Here is a 23,677-nt window from a genome sequence, read left to right as displayed (position 1 = left end):
TGGCAGACTTCACCCATGACTACGCACAAGAACCTGCTCGGCGGCCCGGACCCGACGCTCCTGCCCGAGAACGAAGAGGCGTACCGCCTGCTGGGCGAGGACTCCCAGGCCCCGGCGGAGGTCGTGGCGAAGTACCCCACGTTCTCCCTGGCCTGGGCGATGCTCGCGGACGACGCCTTCGAGGCCGGCCGCGTGGTCGAGTCGTACGCCTACGCCCGCACCGGCTACCACCGCGGCCTCGACGCCCTGCGCCGCGCCGGCTGGAAGGGCCACGGCCCCATCCCCTGGTCCCACCGCCCCAACCAGGGCTTCCTCCGCTGCCTCGCCGCCCTCGCCCGAGCGGCCGACGCCATCAACGAAAAGGCAGAGGCCGACCGCTGCTGGCAGTTCTTGCAGGACAGCAGCGAAGAGGCTTACGCGGAGCTGCGCCGCTAGGTTCTGCCGGGCCGGCCGGGGGGAATCCGGCCGGTGGGCTGGCCTCCGGCCGGACGACGGGATGTGTAACCGAGTGGGTCGGCTTCAGCCGGAGCGTCCTATGGGGCCGACCCCGGCTGGACGGCTCGGCCACCCCTTGAGGAAGTCGAAGCCATGCGCGTTGACGGACTGCATGCGCCGACTCGCCCCTGCCGACGTAAGGCTGTCAGCCGACACCCGGCCTCAAGCGCTCTGCGGGTAGGCGCATGTGGTCCCAGTCTTGCGATGAATGTACGAACGCCAACTTCGAAGCGCTCACAGCCCGCTTCTGCCACGCCGAGGTATAGGCACGTTGACTCTTTGCGGTCAGCCGGTGATCGGGCCCAAAACGCTCGAGACCTAGAGCTACGTTCTGCCGGAGCAACGTAACGGCGTGATCAAGGTTGCCTACGAGGCGGTGTACGTAGGCCAGGTTGTTACGGGTGGTAAGGGTGTTCGGGTCGTCCGGACCGAGGACCCGGGAGCGGACATCGAGAGTCTCTTCGAGCAGCGTGACGGCGCGGGCAAGGTCGCCAGCCGTCAGGTAGGCGCCAGCAAGGTTGTTGCCGGTGGTAAGGGTGTTCGGGTGGTCGGGACCGAGGACCCGAGTACGGTCCTCCAGGTTCTGCTGATGCAAGGAGATGGCACGGGCAGCGTCGCCGGCAGCCAGATACGCGCTGGCAAGGTTGTTCCGGGCGGTGAAGGTGTTCGGGTGGTCCGGGCCAAGGACCCGAGTACGGTCCTCCAGGTTCTGCTGATGCAAGGAGATGGCACGGGCAGCGTCGCCGGCAGCCAGATACGCGCTGGCAAGGTTGTTCCGCGAGGTGAGGATGTTCGGGTGGTCCGGGCCAAGGACCCGGATACGGTCCTCCAGGTTCTGCTGATGCAAGGAGATGGCACGGGCAGCATCACCGGCAACCAAGTACGCGCTGGCAAGGTTGTTCCGCGAGGTGAGGGTGTGAGGGTGGTCGGGACCGAGGACCCGGATACGGTCCTCCAGGTTCTGCCGATGCAAGGAGATGGCACGGGCAGCATCACCGGCGACCTGGTACGCGTTGGCGAGGTTGTTGCGGGCAGTGAGGGTGCTCGGATCATCGGGGCCCAGAGCCCGTTCAGAGCTGGTGTGGGCACGTTGAAGAATCCAGAGGGCGCGCGCAATGAGGCCCTGATCCTTCAGGTAGTTCCCGGTTTCGTTGAAAATACGGCCGGTGATGGCTGTGTCGGTATCCTCGTTGGCATGTTGGGCGAGGGCCTCGATGTGAGCAAGGAGAGCACGCCAGCGGGGCCAGCTAACCGGGTCGTCTCCCTGCTGAGGCAAAGCGGCGTTGAGGTTGGCGGTAGCTCTCTCGCGAGCCTGGTCGATCAGGTCGGTGCGGCGGTGGGGGTTGGCCGGGTCGGGGGTGCGAGCAAGGGCTTGGACCAAGCGGTGGACGGCGATCGTTCCAGTGGCCGGGTCCAGGGTGGTCATGCTGTAGGCGCTGAGTAGGCCCAGTGCCGTGTCCAGGGCGAGTTGATCCGCGAGGCCCGTGCACAGGTGGAGGGGGATGTCCTCGGGGGCGTACCAGGCAAGGGCGCGCAGGAGGTCGATGGCTTCGGGCTGTTGGGTGGCGATGCGGTCGAGGGTGATGTCCCAGACCCGGGCCACGGTGCGTTCCGCGCGGGTGGTCACGCCTCCGCGCTCGTACATCTTCGCGGGGTGATCGGCGAGAAGTTGGAGGTAGGTGCGCGGGGTGGTGAAGGGGTTTTGGGCGATGTAGGCGCCGGCCTGTTCGACGGCCAGGGGGAGATGCCCAAGCTCCTCGCACAGCTCCGCGGCGCCGTCCAGGTCGCGCGGCCCCTTGCGAGTGATGATCGAGGTGATCAGGTCCAGGGATTCGTCGGCGTCCAGGACATCGAGCCGGACCAGGGCCACGTCCCCTTCCCATCCCTCGGCGAGTCGGCTGGTGATCAGGAAGCGTCCGCCCGGTACCCGGTCGAGCAAGGGGGCTATGTCGGCCGGGTCGTTGACGTTGTCGAGGACGACCAGCCAGCCGGTGTGGCTGGCCAGCCACTGCAACCCCCACTCGGCCAGCGCTTCGACCGGCAGCACCTTGGACGCCGGCTGGAGAGACACGGCCAGTTCCACGAGCCCCTGCGCGACACCGGCGGGGCTGTCGGCGGTGAACCAGCGCACCGGCTGACAGCCGTGCTCGCGGGTCTCCGCCCAGTACGCGGCGAGCGTGCTCTTGCCGACCCCGCCCAGCCCGTGCAGGGCCTGCACCAGCACCGCGCCCGGTCGGCTCAAGGCTCCGTCCAGGCGGTCGAGTTCATCCTTACGTCCGACGAAGCTGGTCCGGTGGCGGGGGAGGTTACTCATCCCCTCCTGAGCCGGCACCTGCGACGGCGGGCGCAGCGCGTCGGCCGGCAACTCCACGCGGGGGGTGTAGTTACCGGAGACGGCCATGCTGTGGGGCCCGATTGCCGTGGCGTCACCGGTGCCCGAAGCGACCGGTCCCGCGCCGTCGAAGTCCGCGCTCATAAGCACCCCCCCTTGTGGCCTGTGGCCGCACGTCCGAACTCCAGCTTCGGTCCGCTCACAGCCCGCTTCTCCCACGCCAGGCTGTAGACACGCTGAGCCTTTCTGGTCAGCGGGTGGTCGGCCCCGAACCGCTCCAGGCACAGCGCCAAGCTCTCGTGGAGCAGCGTGACAGCGTGATCCAGGTCGCCCATCAAGCGGTGGGCGAACGCGAGGTTGTTGCGGGTGGTGAGGGTGTTTGGGTGGTCGGGGCCGAGGATCCTCGCGGAGGCATCAAGGGTTCGCTGCATGAGAGGAATGGCGCGTCTGAGGTCGCGGGCGTTCACATACGCACCTGCGAGGTTGTTATGGGTGATGAGGGTGTCGGGGTGGTCGGGACCGAGGATCCGAACGCGATCCTTGAAATTCTGCTCGTGGAGAGTGATGGCGCGAGCGGATTCACCGATGGCCTGATAGGCGCTTGCAAGGTTGTTGCGGCTGGTGAGGGTACTCGGGTGGTCGGGGCCGAGGATCCTTACGTAGTCATCAAGGGTCTGCTCCATAAGAGGAATGGCACGTCTGGGGTCGCGGGCGTTCACATACGCACCGGCGAGGTTATTGCGGCTGCTGAGGGTATCGGGGTGATTAGAACCGAGGATCCGGTTGCGGTCCTCGAGATTCTGCTCGTGAAGGGTAATAGCGCGCCCGGGGTCACCGACGTCCTCGTATGCTCCGGCGAGGTTGTTGCGAGTGGTGAGGACGTCGGGGTGATCATTGCCGAGGAGCCGGATGCGATCCTCGAGATTCTGCTCGTGGAGGGCGACGGCGCGAGCGGGGTCGCCTGCAGCCTGGTAGGCACTGGCTAGGTTGTTGCGAGTGACGAGGGTATTCGGGTGGTCGGGGCCAAGGATCCGGACTCGGTCCTCGAGATTCTGCTCGTGGAGGGTAATGGCGCGGGTCGGATCGCCGACGGCCTCGTAGGCATTGGCAAGGTTGTTGCGGCTGGTGAGGGTGCTGGGGTCGCTGTCTCCCAGGATCCGTTCATAGCCGGTGTAGGCCCGTTGGAGAATGTGGATCGCGCGCGCGACGAGGCCCTGGTCTTTGATGTAGAGCCCGATCTCGTTGTGAATGCGAGCGGTAGTGGGAGTATCGGTGGCCGGGTCGGCATGCTGGCTGAGGGCGTCGAAGTGTGGGAGGAGCGCGCGACAGCGGGGCCAGGTCACGGGGTCGCCCCACCGCTGCGGCAGGGCGGCGTCAAGGTTGGCGGTGGCGCTCTCACGAGCCTGGTTGATGAGATTGGACGCCCGGTGCGGATTCGTCGGGTGCGGTGTGCGGGCAAGCGCCTGGACCAAGCGATGAACCGCGATCGTCTCCGTTGCGGGGTCCGGGGTGATCATGCTGTACGCCGTCAGCAGGCCAAGTGCCTGGTTCGTCTGGACCGCCCTGCCCTCGGGGAGCGCGGCCAGGAAGGCCGGAATAGCTTCGGGGGCGTACCAGGCCAGGATGCGGAGCAGGTCGACGGCCAGGGGCTGGCGGGATGCGATGTGGTCGAGGGTGATGGTCCAGACCCGTGCCACGGTCCGTTCATCCGGGGTCGTGGCACCCGCCTGCTCATACATCTCCGCGGGATGTTCGGCGAGGAGTTGGAGGTAGTTGCGGGGAGTCATGAAGGGGGTCTGGGCGATGTAGGCGCCAGCCTGCTCGACCGCCAGAGGTAGATGCCCCAGTTCCTCGCACAGTTCCGCGGCCCCATTCAGGTCGCGAGGGCCCTTGCTCGTGATGATCGACGTGATCAGGTCCAGGGACTCGTCCGGTGCCAGGACGTCGAGGCGGACCAGCGCGACGTTGCCGCCCCAGCCGTCCCCGAGTCTGCTGGTGATCAGGAAGCGTCCGCCCGGTGCCCGGCTGAGCAGCGGAGCGATGTGCGCGGGATCGTTGACGTTGTCGAGGACGACCAGCCAGCCGGTGTGGCTGGCCAGCCACTGCACCCCCCACTCGGCCAGCGCGTCGACCGGCAGCACCTTCAGCGCGGGCTGCAGGGCTACGGCGAGGTCGGCGAGACCCTGCTGGACACCGGCCGGGCTGTCGGCGGTGAACCAGCGCACCGGTCGGCGTCCGTGTTCGCGAGTCGCGGCCCAGTGCGCGGCAAGGGTGCTCTTGCCGATGCCGCCCAGGCCGTGCACAGCCTGCACCAGCACCGCCCCCGGCCGGCTCAACACGCCGTCCAGCCGGTCGAGTTCGTCGTCCCGGCCCACGAAGTGGTCGGGTCGCCACGGCAGGTCGTCCAGCCCGTCGCGGACGTCCACCTGCGACGGAGGCCGCAGCGCGTCGGGCGGCAGCTCGGTGCGGGCGTTGTAGATGCCGGCCACGGCCACGCTGTGCGGCGCGCTGGCCGTAGCAGTCCCCGTATCGCGGGCGAGCTGCCCGAACCCCAGCTCGCCGACCCCGTCGTCCACCTTCGCTCCCGCCCCCGCCACCTGTACCTCAGCGCTCGTGAACGATCCCCGAAACCGCACTGGAGCCCGCCCCGGTCGCTTCCGCGTCACCGGTGTTCGCCGCCCGCGCCGGTCCTCCCGCCGCTTCGCCGGACCGCTTGATACCGGTCACCGCGCTGCCCCCCTCCCGCGCGGTCGCCTTGCCCGTCCCCACGACCGCGTCGCCCGTCGTCTCGGCGACGAATGCCAGGAGCGACCGCAGCTCGCCCACCACCTGATCGCGCTCCGCCTCGTCGAGGTTCTCCAGCAGTCCCTCGAAACGGGCCGCCCACGCACCCTCCTGGCGGGCCCGCTGCGCCGGCGCTTCGTCGCCTGCGGCGGTCAGGGCCTGGGCGGTGTGGTCCAGGCGTTCCAGCTCCGCCGCCTCACGCCGGGCGTCGCCCCGGCCGAACAGCGCCGCCACCCGCCCCCGGAACCCGTTCCACGCGTCCGTACCCGCCGCCTGCACCACCGCACTGCCACCGGCCGCAGCCAGCGCCGTCATCGCCTCGAACAACATGATGGCGTTCCCCCTCGTCGTGCCCACCGTGGTTTCGTGGGCTATCACGCTAGACACTCGCCCACAGTTGCGGCAGTCCGTTGAAGCAACCCGATCGAGTGCGGTGACCCCACCCCGTCGCCCCTCACCCCCGCGAAGCCGGCTCCACCTCCCCCGTCTCCAGCGGCGGAGTCGTGATGCTGCCGTGGGTGCGGCACTCGGGGTGGGGGCAGTCCGGGGTGGGGCGGTGGCGGATCAGGGTGGCGGAGAGGAGGGAGGCCAGGACCAGGACTGCCGCGCAGATCGGCATCGCCTTGTCGAAGGACGAGTTGAAGGCCGCCGGGAGGCGGTATGCCTCCGGGCCCATGCCCGTCAGCAAGGGGAGGGCGGCTACCGCTACCAACCCCGCCGCCCGCGCCGCCGCGTTGTTGATGCCGCTGGCCAGACCCGCTCGGGCCGTGTCGACCGAGGCGAGGACCGTGGCCGTCAGGGGGGCCACCAGGGTGACCATCCCCGTGCCCATGACGAGGAGGGCGGGGAGGACGTCCGTCAGATAGTTCGCGTCCGGGCCGACCCGGAGCATCAGGAGCATCGCCGCCGCGCAGAGCAGGGGGCCGATAGTCAGGGGGAGGCGGGGGCCCGTGCGGTCGGCGAGGGCGCCCGAGCGGGAGGAGAACAGGAGCATCAGGATCGTCGGCGGGAGCAGGGCCGTACCCGCCGCCAGGGGTGAGTAGCCCGCCACCACCTGGAGCTGCAGCGCCGTCAGGAAGAAGAAGCCGCCGAACGCCGCGTACACGCACAGCGTGACCAGGTTGACGGCCGTGAACTGCCGCGAGGCGAAGATGTCCGGCGGGAGCATCGGGTTCGGGCGGTGGCGCTCCACGTACACGAAGGCCACCGCCGCCGCCACGCCCGCCACCGCCGTCACCCACACCGCGACGGACGCGGAACGGGCCTCGATCAGCGCGTACGTCAGCAGCGCGAGCGCCACCGCGCCCAGCACCGCCCCCAGCACGTCGAACCGCCCGCGCGCGGGCCCCGCGTCCGACTCGGGTACGTGCCGCAGCGCCACCGGTACGCAGATCAGGGCGAGCGGCACGTTCAGCAGGAACACCCAGCGCCAGCCCGGCCCCTCCACCAGCCAGCCGCCGAGGAACGGCCCGATCGCCGCCCCGACCCCGCCGAACCCGGACCACAGCCCCACCGCGCGGCTGCGGTCGTCGGGGTGGAAGGACGCCTGGATCAGCGCGAGCGACCCCGGTGTGAGCAGCGCGCCGCCCACGCCCTGGAGCGCACGGGCGATGATCAGCACGTTCGGGTCGGGAGCCAGCCCGCACATCAGGGAGGCCGCCGCGAACCAGATCACGCCGATCACGAAGACGCGGCGCCGCCCGTACCGGTCCCCCAGCGAACCGCCCAGCAGGATCAGCCCCGCCAGCGTCACCATGTACGCGTTGACCGTCCACTGGAGCGCCGCGAGGCTCGCGTCGAGGTCGCGGCCGATGCGGGGCAGCGCGACGTTGACGACGGTCGAGTCCAGCAGGGCCATGCTGGAACCGAGCACGGTGGTCAGGAGAATCCACCGGCCCTTGGGGGACGCCAGCCGGACATCGGGCATGTCCCCAGGTATACCCCGGATGGCCAAAGGGGGCCCGGCCCTGTGGATAACAGGTGCCGGGCCCCCTGAGGGAGACCACGGAGGGTCACTTCATCTTGTTGCCCGCCGACCGCAGGTTCTTCGCGGCGACCACGACACGCTCCGCCATGCCCGCCTCGGCCAGCTTGCCCCAGGTGCGCGGGTCGTACTGCTTCTTGTCACCGACCTCGCCGTCGACCTTCAGCACACCGTCGTAGTGACGGAACATGTGGTCGGCGACCGGACGGGTGAAGGCGTACTGGGTGTCCGTGTCGATGTTCATCTTCACGACGCCGTTCTCCAGCGCGGTACGGATCTCCTCCTCGGAGGAACCGGAACCGCCGTGGAAGACGAAGTCGAACGGCGACTGCTTGCCGAACTTCGCGGCGACGCCGTCGTTCAGCTCCTTCAGCAGCTCCGGGCGGAGCACCACGTTGCCCGGCTTGTACACGCCGTGCACATTGCCGAACGACGCGGCCAGCAGGTAGCGGCCCTTCTCGCCCAGGCCGAGGGCCTCGGCGGTACGGATCGCGTCGTCCACCGTGGTGTAGAGGGAGTCGTTGATCTCGTGCGAGACGCCGTCCTCCTCACCGCCGGTCGGGGTGATCTCGACCTCGAGGACGATGTTCGCGCGGCGGGCCTGCTCCAGCAGCTCCTGGGCGATCGAGAGGTTGTCCGCGAGGGTCTCGGCGGAGCCGTCCCACATGTGCGACTGGAACAGCGGGTTGCGGCCGGCCTTCACGCGCTCCTCGGACAGCGCGAGCAGCGGGCGTACGTAACCGTCCAGCTTGTCCTTGGGACAGTGGTCGGTGTGCAGCGCGATGTTGACCGGGTACTTCTCGGCGATGATGTGCGCGTACTCCGCGAGCGCGACCGCGCCGGTCACCATGTCCTTGTTGTACTGGCCGCCGAGGAACTCCGCGCCGCCGGTCGAGATCTGGATGATGCCGTCGCTCTCCGCCTCCGCGAAGCCGCGCAGGGCCGCGTTCACGGTCTGGCTGGAGGTGACGTTGATGGCCGGGTAGGCGAACTTGCCTGCCTTCGCCCGGTCGAGCATCTCTTTGTAGACCTCGGGAGTTGCGATGGGCATCTGTCCGCTCCTCGTGTTGCGGGTTGGCGTTCTGCGATATGCGGCCCTGACCTGGACCCTGGGGGGCGACATCGGCGTCGGCCCCATCTTTCCAGACCTGCCCTGCCGGACGGTCTGGCGGCCGGGGAGAAGTCCAGCCCCCGGCGGCCCGTCAGTCCAGCCCCAGTTCATCCTTCGAGAAGGCGAACCGGTACGGAACGCCCGCCCCGGCCTCGATCTTCTCCGCGGCGCCGGTCGCCCGGTCCACGATCGTGGCGACGCCGACGACCTCCGCGCCGGCCTCCCGTACCGCCTCCACCGCGGTCAGCGGGGAGCCGCCGGTGGTGGAGGTGTCCTCGACGACCAGCACCCGGCGGCCCGCGATGTCCGGACCCTCGACCCGGCGCTGGAGCCCGTGCGCCTTCGCGGCCTTGCGGACCACGAACGCGTCGAGCTTCTGCCCGCGCGCGGCGGCCGCGTGCAGCATGGCGGCGGCCACCGGGTCGGCGCCCATGGTCAGGCCGCCGACCGCGTCGAAGTCCAGGTCGGCGGTGAGGTCCAGCAGCACCTGGCCGACCAGCGGGGCGGCCTCGCCGTCCAGGGTGATGCGGCGCAGGTCGACGTAGTAGTCGGCCTCCAGACCCGAGGAGAGGGTCACCTTGCCGTGCACCACGGCCTTGTCCTTGATCTGCTGGAGCAGTTCACCACGTACATCCGTCATACGGCCCAGCTTAGAGGCGGCGCCAGGTCCAGGTCGTGGACGCCTCCAGCGGCTCCAACGGGGTGACCAGGCGCTGGGCGGTGTTCAGGCCGTTCGGCGGTCCGGTCTGCGGCTCGACGCACACGGCGGCGTCCTGCTCGTCGTACACGACGGCCCACTGTTCGCGGCTGGCCACCTTGAGTTCGAGCTGTCCGGGCCAGGTCAGGGTGACGTCGACACCCTCGGGCATGCCGAAGCAGTCGTCCCAGGGGCCGGGCTTGGGCTCTACGCGGTTGCCGGTCGGCAGGTGGTCCTCACCGCGCTCCTCCTGCCACGCCGGGTGGAAGTCGATCCGCACGTCCTCGCCGCCCAGGTTCCGGTTGAACCAGGGGTGCCAGCCGATCTGCGCCGGGAACGAATCCTCGTACGTCTCCACGGACATGCTCAGCGTCAGGCTGTCCTCGCCGAGGCTCACGATCTGCGTGATCTTGCCGGAGTGCGGCCAGGGGTCGGTCAGTTCGTACGTCAGCACCGCCTCGTCGGCCGACGTGCGCGCGGTGCGCCAGGCGCCGTCGCGGGCGGTGCCGTGGATGGCGTGCGGCGGGGAGTTCAGCGGCATCTGCCGTACGACTCCGCCGTCCAGGAACTGCCCGTCCCTGATCCGCCCGCACCAGGGGACCATCGGGAAGCACCCGAACCGCTCCCCCTGCCGCAACAACTCGCTGCCCCCGACAAGCAGCCCCCCGATGCGCCCGCCGTTCCCGGGCAGCACCCTTACCTCCGCGTCACCCGCGGCCAACGTGATCTCTCCGTTACTCACGCTGCCGACCCTACTGGTCCCTCCGGGGGTGGGGCGGGGGGTGGTGTCAGGGGGCTGCGAGGTTCTCGGGGTACGGGGGTGTCGGGGGCGGGGGGTCAGGGGGCTGCGAGGTACGGGGGCGTCGGGGGCGGGGTGCTTCACCTCGGCTTTCGGCACCGCTCGCTCCGCGCCGGGCGGAGTCGACGGTGCCGGGCACGACCGGCGGCTGGTTGCCCTGCGCGGCCGCGCCCCCTAAGGCTGGGGCGGAAGGGGCCTGCGGGTCGCTGCACTCGGCCTGGGCGGCTCCGCGCGGCCTTGCCCGCGCGGGGGACGGCCGACACAGGATGGACGCGGCTCCTACTGGGCGCTCGGTGCGGGAGCCGTGCTGCTCAAGTGGGGGTGGCACGCGGTGATGATCCTGCGGGTCGCTGCACTCGGCCGGGACGGCTCCACGTCCGGCCTGGCCCGCCCGGGGGTGGCCGAGACAGGGTGGACGTGGCCGCTACTAGGGCCGCCCAGTGCGGGGGCCGCGCTCCTCAGGTGGGGGACTCCGGCGAGTTGCTCTACGCGCCGGGCGGCTCCGTGCGCGGCCGCCCCCGACCGTGGTTCGGCCCGCTCGGGGCCCGACAGGGCAAAGCCACTCAGGGCTGACGGGCGTTTCGGCCCGGCGGTCGCCCTCGCCGCGGAGCGGTCAGTGGCGCTTGCGGAGGGCCCGTGCGACCACGATCGCCGAGGCGACCGCCACCGCCGCTGCCGGGGCGGCCCAGCGGAGGGCCGGGTTGGCGGTCACCGTCTGGGGGGCCGGTACGGGGGCGTAGCGGCCACGGGGTGGGGCGTGGTCGACCTCCTCCGCGCTGCGGCCGATCATCGTCCGGCGGGCGTGGGCGGCCTCGGCGGGGGGTTCGGCGCGGACCTCCAGGCCGTCGGGGACGGTGTCGGGGATGGCCGCGTCCGTCTCGGGGTCGAGGGAGGGCGGGGGGACTTCGGCGTCGAAGACGGAGGGGGGCGGGGGGCTGGGCTGGTCGTCACCGGGCTCGGCGTCGGCCTGCCGGCCTGGCGCGGACTTGTCGTCCTCGGCCTCTGCCTGCTCCGGCCCGGCTGCCTTGCCCGCTGCCTCCTGGCGCGGCTCGGTCGACTCACCCTGTTCCTGCTCCCCCGGTTCAGACGCGCCTTCCGCCTGCGCCTGCCTGGCCGCCTCGGCCTCGGCCTCCGCCCGCTGCCCCGGCTCGGCCGAATCGCCCTGCTCCGGCCCGGCTGCATCGGCCGCTGCCTGCTGGTCCGGCTGCCCCGGCTCAGACGCGCCTTTCGCCTGCCTCCGCTCGGCTGCCTCGCTACCTGCCCGCTGCCCCGGCTCGGCCGAATCGCCCTGCTCCAGCCCGGCTGCATTGGCCGCTGCCTGCTGGTCCGGCTGCCCCGGCTCAGACGCGCCTTTCGCCTGCCTCGGCCCGGCTGCCTCGCCACCTGCCCGCTGCCCCGGCTCGGTCGCCTCGGCCGGCGACTGTCCCGGCCCGGTGCCCTTGGGCTCTGCCTGTCCCGACCCGGTGTCCCCGGACGCGCCCTGAACCGACCCGGTGCCCTCAGCCGCGCCCGCCGCCAACGTCTCCAACGTCCGCGTCAGCAACCGGTTCGCCGCAGTCGTCACCGCGTCCGCAGGGAGTTCCGCGAGGCGGCCGTCCGCCTTGGCTGTGCCGCCCACGGTGACCGTCGTGCCGCCCTCGGTGGGCAGCAGGGCCAGGGTCAGGGACAGCGTGACCGTACCGGCGCCGCGCGACTCCGTACCGTCCGCGCGTACCGCGTACGTACCGTCCGCCCGGCCACTCACCGCCAGCGTGCCCCGGTACGTCACCGAATGCCCGCCGACCCGCAGCTTCAGTCGCCCGGCGACGGGAGCCGCGCCGGCGTCCTGCTGGAGTCCCGGCACCGCGCGGGCAACCCTCACGGCGTCCGCGAGGGCCTCCCTGAGCCGGTCGGCCGGAACCGGAACGAAGACCTGAAGCTCCATGTTGGCCGAGCCTACCCAGTACCCCCCGAAATGCACCTGCCCTCGCGGCGAACGGGAGCCCAGGACCCTGTCGGGGAGCGAGGAACGGGGCGCCGCAGACCCCCCGGCCTCGGAGGGACAGACACCCGCAGCCCTACCGGGAAACTCCCACCCTGTGAGCCCCGGCCCCGCCGAGGCCCCGGACCCGCAGCGGGACCTACCCCGCGTGGGCCGCAACGAGAACCCCACGGCCCAGACCCGCAAGGGCCCCAGACCCACAGAGGTTCCAGCCCCGTAGGGGAGCCAGACCCGCAGGGGCCCCAGACCCGTACGGGTCCCAGACCTCGACTGCTTCCGCCCCCACCGGCCCCCGAGGCCCCCGCCCTCAGGCCCTGAACCGCAGGTACTTCGACCCGTCCGAGCCGGGCCCCTAGGGGTTCACGAGCGCAGCGGTCCCCCTACAGCCGACCCACCCCCAGGCCCCCGCCCGCAGCGCCCAACGCGGAGGTGCCCCACCCGGCGCAACACCACAGAGGGCTCCTGGCCCCGTGTCCGACTCGGGCCCCCACAGCCGGCCAAACCCGTAAGCCCCCGCCTCAGAACCCCCTCAGTACTGCGGACGCGCCAGCGTGGACGGGCGTAGGCCCGGTACGCGGGTGAGGCGGGCTGCCGCTACGTCCACTCTGAGGTCCGAGTCGGTCAGGGTGGCGGGGTAGAAGTCGAGGTGGGGGTGGGGAGCGTGACGGCCGGGCGCCGCCAGGAGGAAGCCCCAGTCGTGCGGGGTGCGGGAAGACCCCGCCGAGCGGTCGGGGCCCGTGGCGAAGCCGGTGTCGTGGCCGAGGACGCGGTAGGGGGTGGCGGAGAAGCCCGCCGCGCGCAACGTCGCCTCGACCGTCCAGAAGACGCGGGGCCGCGCCGACAGCGGGCCCGCGTGGACCGCGAGGCGGCCGTCAGGGGTGAGGACGCGGCGGGTGAGGCCGTAGAACTCCTGGGAGTACAGCTTGGTGCTCGCGGTGATGCCGGGGTCGGGGAGGTCCGCGAGGACGACGTCGTACCGGCCGGCCGGCGCCCGCCGCAGCCAGCTCAGCGCGTCCGCCGTGGTGACGTGGACGCGCGGGTCGTCGTACGCGTGCGCGTTGAGGGCGGAGAGGCCGGGGTCGCGGCGGGCCAACCGTACGAGCCCGGCGTCCAGTTCGACCACGTCCACCCGCGAGACTCCCCGGTGGCGCAGCACCTCGCGCGCGGCCAGCCCGTCCCCGCCGCCCAGGATCAGTACCCGCCGGTGCGGACCGGACAGCGCGGGGTGGACCAGCGCCTCGTGGTACCGCCGCTCGTCCCGGCCGCCGACCCGCAGCCGCCCGTCGAGGAAGAGGTCGAGCGGCTTGCCGTCCGTACCGCCGGCGAGGACCACCTCCTGTACGTCCGTCTGCGCGGCCACCCGTACGTCCGGCCCGTACACCGCGCGCCGGGCGGCCGCCTCGAAGTCGCCGGCGAGCACGGCGGCGGAGGCAAGCACGCCGAGCACCGCGAGCCCGGCGACGAGCAGCGTCCAGCGGGCGCGCCGGGTGAGATCGCGGCGAAACAGCCCGAGCACCAGCGCGCTGCCCGCCACCACGTTCACCGACCCGGTGAGCAGCGCGCCGGTCAACTGCCCCAGGAACGGGAGGAGTAGGAAGGGAAACGCCAACCCCCCTACCAGCGCGCCCACATAGTCCGCGGCGAAGAGATCCGCCACCGCCCCGCCCGCGTCCTGCCGCCGGATGCGCTGGATCAGCTCCATCAGCAACGGCACCTCGGCGCCCACCAACAACCCGATGGCCAGGGAGAATCCGACCAGCAGACAGCGCGGCCCGTCCGCCCAGATCCCGCCCCAGCCGCCGGTCCACGCGAACACCGCGTACAACGCCATCGCACTGCACCCGCCCACCAGCGCGAGCGCGGTCTCGATCGCGCCGAACCCCACCGCCGCGTGCCAGCGCAGCCGTTTCGCGCCGAGCGAGCCGATGCCCATGGCGAACACCATCACCGACAGCACCACGGACGCCTGGGTGACCGAGTCACCGATCAAGTACGAGGCGAAAGCGACGAGTTCGAGTTCGTACACCAGCCCGCAGGCCGCGCAGACGAAGACGCACGCGAGCACCAGGAACCGCCCGGTCCCGGGCTCGACGGGCAGCCGCGCGGGCTCGGTCCAGGGCGGGGCACCCGAGGACAGCGGGGCACCCCGGGACACGGGGGCGTGCGGATCGATCACGCTGCGACGTTACGTCACCACAGCGGGACGCTTCGTCACCCACACGTGTGGAAACTCCCCGTCAACCTGGCCCTGTTGGTTTACCAGGCACCCTGCCCGGCCGGGACTCTCACCCCGACGCGGGTGCGGGTCGCCACCAACTGCCCGTCCTGCGGGTACGCGTGCCAGGTACGCCACCGCACCTGGCCGTCGTGCCGCTGGGCGAGCATCGCGGTGAAGGCGTGCGGGCTGCCGGGGAAGACCCCGGCGAGTCCGTGCGGATGATCGGAGACCAGTGCGAGCAACTCCTGGGCGCGGCCCGCGAAGGAGCCCGGCGTGAGCATCTCCACGCGCGCCGCGAACTCGTACTCCCAGTCGCCGACGCGCTTGGCGACGCCGAGCGGGAGCGGGGTCGAGGAGCCGGGGATGCACGCGACCGTCTCCGAACAACTGCCCAGGTCCTCCTCCAGAAGGACCTGGTGCGAGGCGCCGAGCAGCCTCAACTGCATCTTCGCGCCGCTCAGTTCGAGGTCGAGGGTGGCCAGGGCCGGAAGCGGTTCGCGGCCGAGGGCCCAGGCGAGGTCGGCGGCTCGGGTGTCGGTGTAGGACGTGTTCAGGGTCGTGAGCATGGATCGGCTCCGCTAACACACAAGGAGAGGGGCGGCACACCTCGGTGACACCGGGCGATTCGGCCAGGTCGGCCCGGCTGGAGAAGCGGTGTCCTGAGGACGTCCGAGGGCTTGAGGTGGTGTTTTAGAGGGAATCACGAACACTGGCCCTGCCACAGCGTTTTTACCCAAGTTCGGAGGGTTTCCATCCCTCAGAGGGCTCCACAGCTCAACTGTTCAACTACGGCGTACGCCCCGCGCGGAGCGAGCGGCTCCGCCGGATCACGCGCCCTGGGCGCCGCCCCGTGGGCGTTTCCGCCACGCGGAGTCGGCCGGGGGCGGCCGGAAATCGCCGCCGAGCGGGCCGTCGGCCGCCGCGCCCGCTCGAACACGCGGAGCGGGCGGGCGCGGGCGTGCTACCGCTCCGCCCGCGCCCGCCCCGGTCCGGCCGGCTCAGCTACCGCCCCCGCAGCCCCCGCCACCTCCGCAGGAGGACCCGCCGCCGCAGGACGAACCGCCTCCGCAGGACGAGTGGCCGCCGCCCCCGCAGGACGAGTGACCACCGTGCCCGCTGTCCCCGCCGTGGTGACCCCCGTGATGGCCCCCGTGATGCCCGCCGGAGGAGCCCCCGGACTCCCCGCCCCAGACCCACCAGCTCGACCCGCCGTCGTACGCCGACGACGACGAACCCGAGGACCGGGACGACCCCGAACCACCCCGCAGCGAGCGGGCCGTCCCCGGCGAGACCCGCTGCCGCCCCCACCTGCGCCGCCGCCGGGACCGCCGCACGGCCAGGCCCACCACGATCACCACGACAAGGACGATGCCGACAACCATGGCGTCCCCCTCCTTCCGTTCCCCCGAAGCGACCCCCCGTGGGCCCCTCGTCCAACCCCGCGCACCGCGCGGTGACCGGGGAATGCCCGCCCGCGAAGAACCCCAAAGCCGAGTTGAGGAACTCCAGAGGGTTCTTCAGGATGGTCGACCTGGCCTGCACCGGGAGGGAGATCAGGAGCCGTCCGTCTGTGGGCCGTTTCCCTCGGAACCACGCTGAAACACCGAGTCCACAGCGCGGGCCTTGCATGCCGTACGTGCGTGCCGCGTTTCTATTCGCCGTCTCGTCCGCTGACGGCATGAGTCCCGCGACGGCTAGAGCCAATCGACTTGAAGTCGGCACCCAGGCACCCCTCAGCATCGCGGGCTCAGGTTTCCCTCAAATCGCTTCCTCCACACAGTCGCCGGCAGTCATGATCTGCACACACAAAGCAAACGGGGATACCCGCTGAGAGATCGGCAGTCAGGGTGAAACTCTTCAACAAGACCACGTCGACCATCGCAACGGGCGCCATGGCGCTCGCGCTTGGATTCACTGCGTTCGGTCCGACACAGCCGGCCAGCGCCTCTTGGCCCCTCATTTGGCATCTCAAGAGCGCCACCACGGGAAAGTGCCTCCAGTGGAACGGAGTCGGCAAGAACGTCACATTCGCCAATTGCCAGAAGAAGTACTCCCAGTACTGGGCAGCCGAGGGTACGAAAGTCGCCAGCCTTGCCAATCAGCTCGGCGGGTGGTGTCTGAGTGCGCCCACGCGGTCCGAGAAGGCCCCCCTGGGCACGACCTGCGACAAGGCAACTGTCATCACGATGAACGACAAGCGCCTCAATCACACCACATACATGTCCGCACCAGGAAAGTACTTCAAGACGGTGAGCGGGAAGCCCCTCTGCGGCAAGAGGACCAGCAACACAAAGTACATGCAGTGGAAGCTCACCCCGTGATGCACTGTGCCCGGCCAGCACGGCACTCATTGGCTTGAACGGCTGAGATAAGACCGGCCACCGTCGGATGAATGCTCATGCGTCATCGCCAACCGTGGTTGCGGGTGGTTTCCGACATACGCTCGGCCAGGAATCCCTGGCCGAGCGTCTTGCGTAGGGTTGTCCAAATCTTTGAGCCATATCGGCCTCGGGCGATGACAGGTCCCATTACGGTGCGTCGCACCTGCGCCCCTGTGGTTCCGACCGAGCCGTCCGAGGGCAGCCCACGCCGACGGATGACAACAGTTGCCGACAGCACTCCCCCAGCTCAGACAGGGTGGAGGAGATGTCGGCACAGGTGCTCGTCAGCGACAGTGTTGAGAACCTCCAGAGCTTGGGCGGAGGATGGCCGGCATGACCTCCACCGCACGTCCGTACCTCAACCGCCGGCTCGCCGAGTTCGGGACGACCGTCTTCGCCGAGATGTCCGCGCTGGCCACGGCCACCGGCGCGATCAACCTCGGCCAGGGTTTCCCCGACACCGACGGCCCCGAGGAGATCAGGGAGGCGGCGGTACGGGCGCTGCGGGACGGGCGCGGCAACCAGTACCCGCCGGGTCCGGGCGTGCCGGAGCTGCGGCACGCGATCACCGCGCACCAGCAGCGCCGGTACGGGCTCGCGTACGACCCCGACACCGAGGTGCTGGTCACGGCGGGCGCCACCGAGGCCATCGCGGCGACGCTGCTCGCGCTGGTGGAGCCGGGGGACGAGGTGGTGGCGCTGGAGCCGTACTACGACTCGTACGCGGCGAGCATCGCCATGGCGGGCGGGCGGCGCGTACCGGTGACGCTGCGCCCGGACGAGGACCGCTTCCGTCTTGACCTGGACGAGCTGCGCGCGGCCGTCACCGACCGCACCCGGCTGCTGCTGATCAACACCCCGCACAACCCGACCGGCACGGTCCTCACCCGCGAGGAGCTGGCCGCGATCGCCGGGCTGGCGGTGGAGCGGGACCTGCTGGTGGTGACGGACGAGGTGTACGAGCACCTGATCTTCGACGACGCCGAGCACCTCCCGCTCGCGAGCTTCCCCGGCATGCGCGACCGCACGGTGACGATCGGCTCGGCCGGCAAGACGTTCTCGTTCACGGGCTGGAAGGTCGGCTGGGTGACGGCGGCTCCCGCCCTGGTCAGCGCGGTCCGCTCGGCGAAGCAGTACCTCACCTACGTCTCCGCGGGCCCCTTCCAGTACGCGGTCGCCGAGGCCCTCGCGCTCCCCGACTCCTACTTCGACGACTTCCGCCGCGACATGCTCGCCCGCCGCGACATCCTCGCCACGGGCCTCGCGGAAGCGGGCTTCGGCGTCTTCCGCCCGGCCGGCACCTACTTCATCACCACCGACATCCGCCCCCTCGGCGAAAAGGACGGCTTCGCCTTCTGCCGCGCCCTCCCCGAACGCGCCGGCGTCGTCGCCATCCCCAACGCCGTCTTCTACGACGACCGCGAGGCGGGCGCCCCGTTCGTACGGTTCGCGTTCTGCAAGAAGCCGGAGATCCTCCAGGAGGCCACGGACCGCCTGCGCCGCATGGCGTGACAGCCGCATGGCGTGACAACGTAAACGGCCGAGGGCCGGGGCAGCGTGAAGCGCCCCGGCCCTCGGCCGTGTACGGATCAGGGGTGGACTACTCCACGTCCCCGCCCGAGTCCTCCGCGTCGTCGATCTCCTGCTCCAGGCCGAGCTGTTCGGCGAGCCACTTGTCGAACTCGATGGCCGCGCGGACCCAGCTCACGACGGAGGAGACGAAGTGGTTGAGGTCGACGCCCGTGCCGATCAGCATCTGGGCCTCGCCGATGAGGCGGACCGTGCCGTCGTCGTGGGTGTGGGTGTAGACCTTGGGCCACAGCGTGCGCCGGTTCCAGTCGTCGACGGACTCCAGCAGCCGCGTCTTCTCCTCGATCTGGTGCGGACGGTCGTAGAAGGTCCGCACGGAGAAGACGGCCTGCTCGTCCTCACCGCGGAACATGAAGTACGTACGGAACTGCTCCCAGGGCGCCGCGAGGTCGCCCTCCTCGTCCACGACGTACTTCAGCTCCATCTGGTCCAGGAGCTGCTTCACCAGGTCCTGGTCCGGGAGGACGGGGCCCGTCGGCCCCTCCGGCTGCTGCTCGGGCTGGCCCCCGAAGTTCGGAATCGAGGACGGGTCGATGCTCACCGTGGTTCTCCTTCGTACGGAATCCCGCCATCCTCCCCCAGAGGGGGAGGTCCGTGGCAAGCCCCGACGCGGCCTGTCAGCCACGGGCGGACAGCCCTGCGCCGTACGGGGCTCTCAGCGGCGAGTACCCACCCTCAGCGCTCTTCCATCCGTTCCACGAGCTGCCATACACCGGTCGACGGATTCCGGGCGTAGTCCTGCCCGCTGGAGTCCAGCTTGCGGGCACGTTCCATCGCGTCGGTTCGGCCGTCTCGGTACACAGCGAAGTCGATGCGCGTCTTGTCGTACTCCGGCACATGCTTGCGCAGGATCGGCAGCAGGGCCTTGTACGTCGCCGCGTGGGCCGTGTGCGCGGTGAAGTGGAGCAGCAGCCACAGCTCGAAGCACGGGTGGGAGACCGCCACCCGGATGCCTGCGCGGCGTGCGGTGGCGACGGCCGTCGACACATCGGGGAACTGGTCCACGTCGAAGACGCACCAGACCTCGTCGAAGCTGTCCTTGCCCAGGCTGCGCTGGGTCTTGGCGTAGGCGACCAACTGCGTAGGGGAGCACGCCTTACCTCGCACGACGACGGACACAGCGGGATTTCGCAACTGTTCGCGCAGGCCCTGGAAGTACTGGCGCTCGGTCTCCTTGCTGCCGCAGACGATCAGGAGCGTGCGCGCCGAGCGCCGGACGGGACCGCGTCGGCGGCCCGACCCCTCACGCGGAAACGGCCTTGCCACGTGCCCCCCAGTACTGCTTGACCATGTCCTCGAAGGCCCCGTCGGGGAGCAGCGGCACCGCGCCGTAGCTTCCCGCGAGGTAGCGCCGCTCGAAATTCTCCCCCTTGCGCGGCTTGAAGTCACTCAGCGGGTACAGCTCCGAAGCTCCGGTCGCCGCGTCCTTCTCCACGAACCAGATCTGGTCGCGGCGCAGCACCTCTTCGCCGAGCATGGTGCCGAGGAGCGAGGCGTCGTGTGTGGTGAAGACCAGCTGGGCGCCGAGCGGGTTCATTTCGGCGCTCTGAAAGAGCTTGACGAGCTTGGCGGTCAGCAAAGGGTGCAGGCTGACATCGACCTCGTCGATCCACAGTTGCGAGCCACGGCCGATCGCGAGAAGCGAGAAGGTGACCAAGGTGAGCCAGGTCTTTGTTCCGGCGGACTCGTCCTCGGCCGTCAGCAAGAACTCCTCGTCTTCGACCCGGTGGACGAATCGAAGCGACTTGCTCATGGACCGCGTGAGCGATGCCGTGAACTCGTCGCTGAGGCCCGCCTGAGTCTGCAGTCGCATGAACTCGGCGGCGTAACGCTGGAGTCCTGGATCGTCCTCCTGGCTCGGCCGCACGCCGTGCACTCCGAGATCCGCAGCCGCCAGCAGTTCCTCGGCCCGCGCGATACCCATCCTCTCGAAGAAGTCGAACACTTCCGCGGTGATGGAGCCTGCCGTCGGCAGCGCCTGCCGCATCTTGTCATCGACAACCGCGACCGCCTGCAGGGCCTCCCACACGGCACTCAACCTCGCGTGTCCGGACTGCGCGGCGGCGGAAAGGTACAGACTGTTGGCCCGCATGATCCGCTCAGCAGCGACCCGCTCGCCGGTAAGCGAGGCTCCGAACGTCACCGCGCCGCCCTTGCGCTCGAAGAGGACGCGCTTGCGGGCCTTCGGGTAGGAGTAGAGCCATTCCTCCTCGATAGCCCCGTCACCGGCGCTGAAGCCGTAGACATGGCGGACCCCGTCGATCAGTAGATCCACCGCGTAGCTCGACGGTTCGCGCCTGCTGTCGTGATCCAGGAGGAAGGGACGGCGCTTCACCGGCTCGTCCGGAAGCCAGCGGGCCTGGGAATCCCGCACGGCGCGCAGGAAGAACTGGTACGCGTTCATCACCGTCGACTTACCCGAGGCGTTGGCACCATAGATCGCCGCCACGGGCAGTGCGGGGCGGTCAGCGTCATAAGCAGGAACGAAGTTCAACTCCTGCGCATCACGCAGCGAGCCGTGATTGGCCACTCTGAAACTCAAAAGCACGTCATGACCCCCACTTCCCGCTTTGTGAACAAGTGAATCTCACATCTGCCACTGAACAAATGCTAGCTTCTGGCTCTCCATGCGAAAAGGCCCGCCACCCAAACGGGGAAGCGGGCCTTTTCACGCCATCCGGTCAGAGCGACTTACCCGTCGCCGGGCCCACCCTCAGGCCCTCCTCCGCGCGGGCCACGCGGACCGTGTCGCCGTCCTTGATCTCGCCGGAGAGGATCTCCTTGGCGAGGCGGTCGCCGATGGCCGTCTGGACCAGGCGGCGCAGCGGGCGGGCGCCGTACGCCGGGTCGTTGCCCTCCGCCGCGAGCCAGGCCAGCGCCTCGGGCGTGACGTCGAGAGTGAGGCGCCGCTCCGCCAGCCGGCGGCCGAGGCGGTCGATCTGGAGGCGGGCGATCCGGGCCAGCTCCGCCTCGCTGAGCGCGGAGAACACCACGAGGTCGTCCAGCCGGTTCAGGAACTCCGGCTTGAACGAGGCCCGCACCGTGTCCAGCACCCGCTGCCGCTTCGTAGCCTCGTCCAGCGCCGGGTCGACCAGGTACTGGCTGCCCAGGTTGGAGGTGAGCACCAGGATGGTGTTGCGGAAGTCGACCGTACGGCCCTGACCGTCCGTCAGGCGGCCGTCGTCCAGCACCTGGAGCAGGATGTCGAAGACCTCGGGGTGCGCCTTCTCCACCTCGTCCAGCAGCACCACGCTGTACGGGCGCCGCCGCACGGCCTCGGTGAGCTGGCCGCCCTCCTCGTACCCCACGTAGCCGGGAGGCGCCCCGACCAGGCGGGCGACGCTGTGCTTCTCGCCGTACTCCGACATGTCGATGCGGATCATCGCCCGCTCGTCGTCGAAGAGGAAGTCCGCGAGCGCCTTGGCCAGTTCGGTCTTGCCGACGCCGGTCGGGCCGAGGAACAGGAAGGAGCCGGTGGGCCGGTCCGGGTCCGCGACCCCGGCGCGCGAGCGGCGCACCGCGTCGGAGACGGCCTGTACGGCCTCGCTCTGGCCGATGAGCCGCTTGCCCAGCTCGTCCTCCATGCGCAGCAGCTTCTGCGTCTCGCCCTCCAGCAGGCGGCCGGCCGGGATGCCGGTCCAGGCGGCGACGACGTCCGCGATGTCGTCGGAGCCGACCTCCTCCTTGACCATGGTGTCCTTCGCGGCCTCCTCCTCCGCCTCGGAGGCGGCCTCCAGCTCCTTCTCCAGCTCGGGGATCTCCCCGTACAGCAGCTTGGAGGCGGTGTCGAAGTCGCCGTCGCGCTGGGCGCGTTCGGCCTGGCCGCGCAGGTCGTCCAGGCGCTCCTTCAGCTCACCGACGCGGTTGAGGGACTGCTTCTCCTTCTCCCAGCGGGCGGTGAGCCCGCGCAGCTCCTCCTCCTTGTCGGCGAGGTCGCGACGCAGCCGCTCCAGGCGCTCGCGGGAGGCCGGGTCGGTCTCCTTGCCGATCGCCAGCTCCTCCATCCGCAGCCGGTCGACCCCGCGCTGCAGCTCGTCGATCTCGACGGGCGAGGAGTCGATCTCCATGCGCAGCCGGGACGCGGCCTCGTCGACGAGGTCGATCGCCTTGTCGGGCAGGAAGCGGGAGGTGATGTACCGGTCGGACAGGGTCGCGGCGGCCACCAGCGCGCTGTCCGCGATCTGCACCTTGTGGTGCGCCTCGTACCGCCCCTTCAGACCGCGCAGGATCGCGATGGTGTCCTCGACGCTCGGCTCGGAGACCAGCACCTGCTGGAAGCGCCGCTCCAGCGCCGGGTCCTTCTCGATCCGCTCGCGGTACTCGTCCAGCGTGGTCGCGCCGACCATGCGCAGCTCGCCACGGGCCAGCATCGGCTTGAGCATGTTGCCCGCGTCCATCGCGGAGTCGCCCCCGGCGCCCGCGCCGACGACGGTGTGCAGCTCGTCGATAAAGGTGATGACCTGCCCGTCGGAGTCCTTGATCTCCGAGAGCACGGCCTTGAGCCGCTCCTCGAACTCACCGCGGTACTTGGCGCCCGCGACCATCGCGCCGAGGTCCAGCGAGACCAGCCGCTTGTCCTTCAGGGACTCCGGCACGTCGCCCTTGACGATGCGCTGGGCCAGCCCCTCGACCACGGCGGTCTTGCCGACGCCCGGCTCACCGATGAGGACGGGGTTGTTCTTGGTGCGGCGGCTCAGCACCTGCACGACCCGGCGGATCTCCTGGTCCCGGCCGATGACCGGGTCGAGGCGGCCCTCGCGGGCGGCGGCGGTGAAGTCGGTGCCGAACTTCTCCAGGGCCTTGTACTGACCCTCGGGGTCGGCGGTGGTCACGCGGCGTCCTCCTCTGGCCTTCTGAAAGGCGTCTTGCAGCTTCTTGGCGGTGGCTCCCTGCTCCCGGAGCACCTCCCCGGCGGCACCGCCCTTCGCGGCGAGACCGGTCAGCAGGTGTTCGGTGGAGAGGTAGTCGTCCCCGAGGTCCCCGGCGCGCTCGTCGGCGTCCGCGAGGACGGCGAGCAGCTCCCGGCTGGGCTGCGGGGGCGCGACGGTGGAGCCGGTCACGCTGGGCAGCGCGGCGAGCGCGCGCTCGGCCCCGGCGCGCACGGCGGCCGGATCGGCGCCGACGGCGGCGAGCAGGTCGGTGATGTTCTCGTTGTCCTGCCCCGCGAGCAGCGCGAGCAACAGGTGAGCGGGCGTCAGGTCGGGGTGCCCCTCCGTCACGGCCCGCTGACTCGCGGCGTTGATCGCGTCCCGGCTCCTGTTGGTCAGCTCGGCGTCCACGTGCGTGTTCTCCCCTTCCGCCACTA

Annotated in this window: 17 protein-coding genes; 3 read left to right on the top strand and 14 right to left on the bottom strand. The window is 70.4% G+C overall.

Annotated features, from left to right (window positions below; all coding sequences use genetic code 11):
- Positions 1–15 precede the first annotated feature (15 nt).
- Entirely contained in the window at positions 16–435 is a 420-nt protein-coding gene (locus E5083_RS21595) for a DUF3151 domain-containing protein (RefSeq protein ID WP_135787337.1), read from the top strand.
- 205 nt (positions 436–640) lie between these two features.
- On the opposite strand, the gene E5083_RS21590 is transcribed toward E5083_RS21595, so the two are convergent.
- The 10 genes from E5083_RS21590 to E5083_RS21545 all read right to left on the bottom strand — a co-directional run bounded on the left by E5083_RS21590 (position 641) and on the right by E5083_RS21545 (position 14,967).
- Positions 641–2,971, bottom strand: a complete 2,331-nt coding sequence (locus tag E5083_RS21590) for a tetratricopeptide repeat protein (RefSeq protein WP_135787336.1) — start codon at positions 2,969–2,971, stop codon at positions 641–643.
- Complete coding sequence (locus E5083_RS21585; protein WP_167513597.1) at positions 2,968–5,403, bottom strand: tetratricopeptide repeat protein; 2,436 nt, start codon at positions 5,401–5,403, stop codon at positions 2,968–2,970. The genes E5083_RS21590 and E5083_RS21585 overlap by 4 nt, the downstream gene beginning before the upstream one ends.
- A gap of 28 nt (positions 5,404–5,431) precedes the next feature.
- Positions 5,432–5,941 carry a hypothetical protein gene (locus E5083_RS21580; RefSeq protein ID WP_135787334.1) on the bottom strand — a complete coding sequence of 170 codons (510 nt, stop codon included), beginning with the start codon at positions 5,939–5,941 and terminating at the stop codon, positions 5,432–5,434.
- 124 nt (positions 5,942–6,065) lie between these two features.
- Complete coding sequence (locus tag E5083_RS21575; protein WP_135787333.1) at positions 6,066–7,538, bottom strand: MFS transporter; 1,473 nt, start codon at positions 7,536–7,538, stop codon at positions 6,066–6,068.
- Between the two features lie 85 nt (positions 7,539–7,623).
- The gene (gene fbaA, locus E5083_RS21570; RefSeq protein WP_135787332.1) at positions 7,624–8,646 is read right to left on the bottom strand and encodes a class II fructose-bisphosphate aldolase; all 1,023 of its coding nucleotides are present in this window, start codon (positions 8,644–8,646) and stop codon (positions 7,624–7,626) included.
- A gap of 151 nt (positions 8,647–8,797) precedes the next feature.
- Positions 8,798–9,346 carry an orotate phosphoribosyltransferase gene (pyrE, locus tag E5083_RS21565; RefSeq protein ID WP_135787331.1) on the bottom strand — a complete coding sequence of 183 codons (549 nt, stop codon included), beginning with the start codon at positions 9,344–9,346 and terminating at the stop codon, positions 8,798–8,800.
- 10 nt (positions 9,347–9,356) lie between these two features.
- Positions 9,357–10,145, bottom strand: a complete 789-nt coding sequence (locus tag E5083_RS21560) for an aldose epimerase family protein (RefSeq protein ID WP_135787330.1) — start codon at positions 10,143–10,145, stop codon at positions 9,357–9,359.
- 670 nt (positions 10,146–10,815) lie between these two features.
- A complete protein-coding gene (locus E5083_RS21555) occupies positions 10,816–12,126 on the bottom strand; it encodes an SRPBCC domain-containing protein (RefSeq protein ID WP_135787329.1) in 1,311 nt (436 codons plus the stop codon).
- Between the two features lie 586 nt (positions 12,127–12,712).
- The gene (locus tag E5083_RS21550) at positions 12,713–14,359 is read right to left on the bottom strand and encodes a polyamine aminopropyltransferase (protein ID WP_135787328.1); all 1,647 of its coding nucleotides are present in this window, start codon (positions 14,357–14,359) and stop codon (positions 12,713–12,715) included.
- Between the two features lie 80 nt (positions 14,360–14,439).
- A complete protein-coding gene (locus E5083_RS21545) occupies positions 14,440–14,967 on the bottom strand; it encodes a DUF2617 family protein (RefSeq protein WP_135787327.1) in 528 nt (175 codons plus the stop codon).
- 1,281 nt (positions 14,968–16,248) lie between these two features.
- Here E5083_RS21545 and E5083_RS21535 point away from each other — a divergent pair.
- Entirely contained in the window at positions 16,249–16,722 is a 474-nt protein-coding gene (locus tag E5083_RS21535) for an RICIN domain-containing protein (protein WP_135787325.1), read from the top strand.
- Positions 16,723–17,106: 384 nt separating this feature from the next.
- A complete protein-coding gene (locus E5083_RS21530) occupies positions 17,107–18,294 on the top strand; it encodes a pyridoxal phosphate-dependent aminotransferase (RefSeq protein WP_135787324.1) in 1,188 nt (395 codons plus the stop codon).
- Positions 18,295–18,382: 88 nt separating this feature from the next.
- Here the strand turns inward: E5083_RS21530 and E5083_RS21525 are convergent, their stop codons facing one another.
- The 4 genes from E5083_RS21525 to clpB form a co-directional block, all read right to left on the bottom strand.
- Positions 18,383–18,913, bottom strand: a complete 531-nt coding sequence (locus E5083_RS21525; protein ID WP_135787323.1) for a type III secretion system chaperone family protein — start codon at positions 18,911–18,913, stop codon at positions 18,383–18,385.
- A 134-nt stretch (positions 18,914–19,047) separates the two neighbouring features.
- Positions 19,048–19,638: an RloB family protein gene (locus E5083_RS21520; RefSeq protein WP_135787322.1), complete on the bottom strand. Its 591-nt coding sequence runs from the start codon at positions 19,636–19,638 to the stop codon at positions 19,048–19,050.
- Positions 19,616–20,902: an AAA family ATPase gene (locus tag E5083_RS21515; protein ID WP_135787321.1), complete on the bottom strand. Its 1,287-nt coding sequence runs from the start codon at positions 20,900–20,902 to the stop codon at positions 19,616–19,618. Before E5083_RS21515 ends, E5083_RS21520 begins: the two co-directional genes overlap by 23 nt.
- A gap of 151 nt (positions 20,903–21,053) precedes the next feature.
- Positions 21,054–23,651 carry an ATP-dependent chaperone ClpB gene (gene clpB / locus E5083_RS21510; RefSeq protein ID WP_135787526.1) on the bottom strand — a complete coding sequence of 866 codons (2,598 nt, stop codon included), beginning with the start codon at positions 23,649–23,651 and terminating at the stop codon, positions 21,054–21,056.
- Between the last annotated feature and the right edge of the window lie 26 nt (positions 23,652–23,677).

It is taken from the genome of Streptomyces bauhiniae (assembly GCF_004784475.1).
Classification (GTDB): domain Bacteria; phylum Actinomycetota; class Actinomycetes; order Streptomycetales; family Streptomycetaceae; genus Streptomyces; species Streptomyces seoulensis.
Note: the sequence above shows the minus strand (reverse complement) of the source record. Positions and strands in the feature narration are given on the sequence as shown.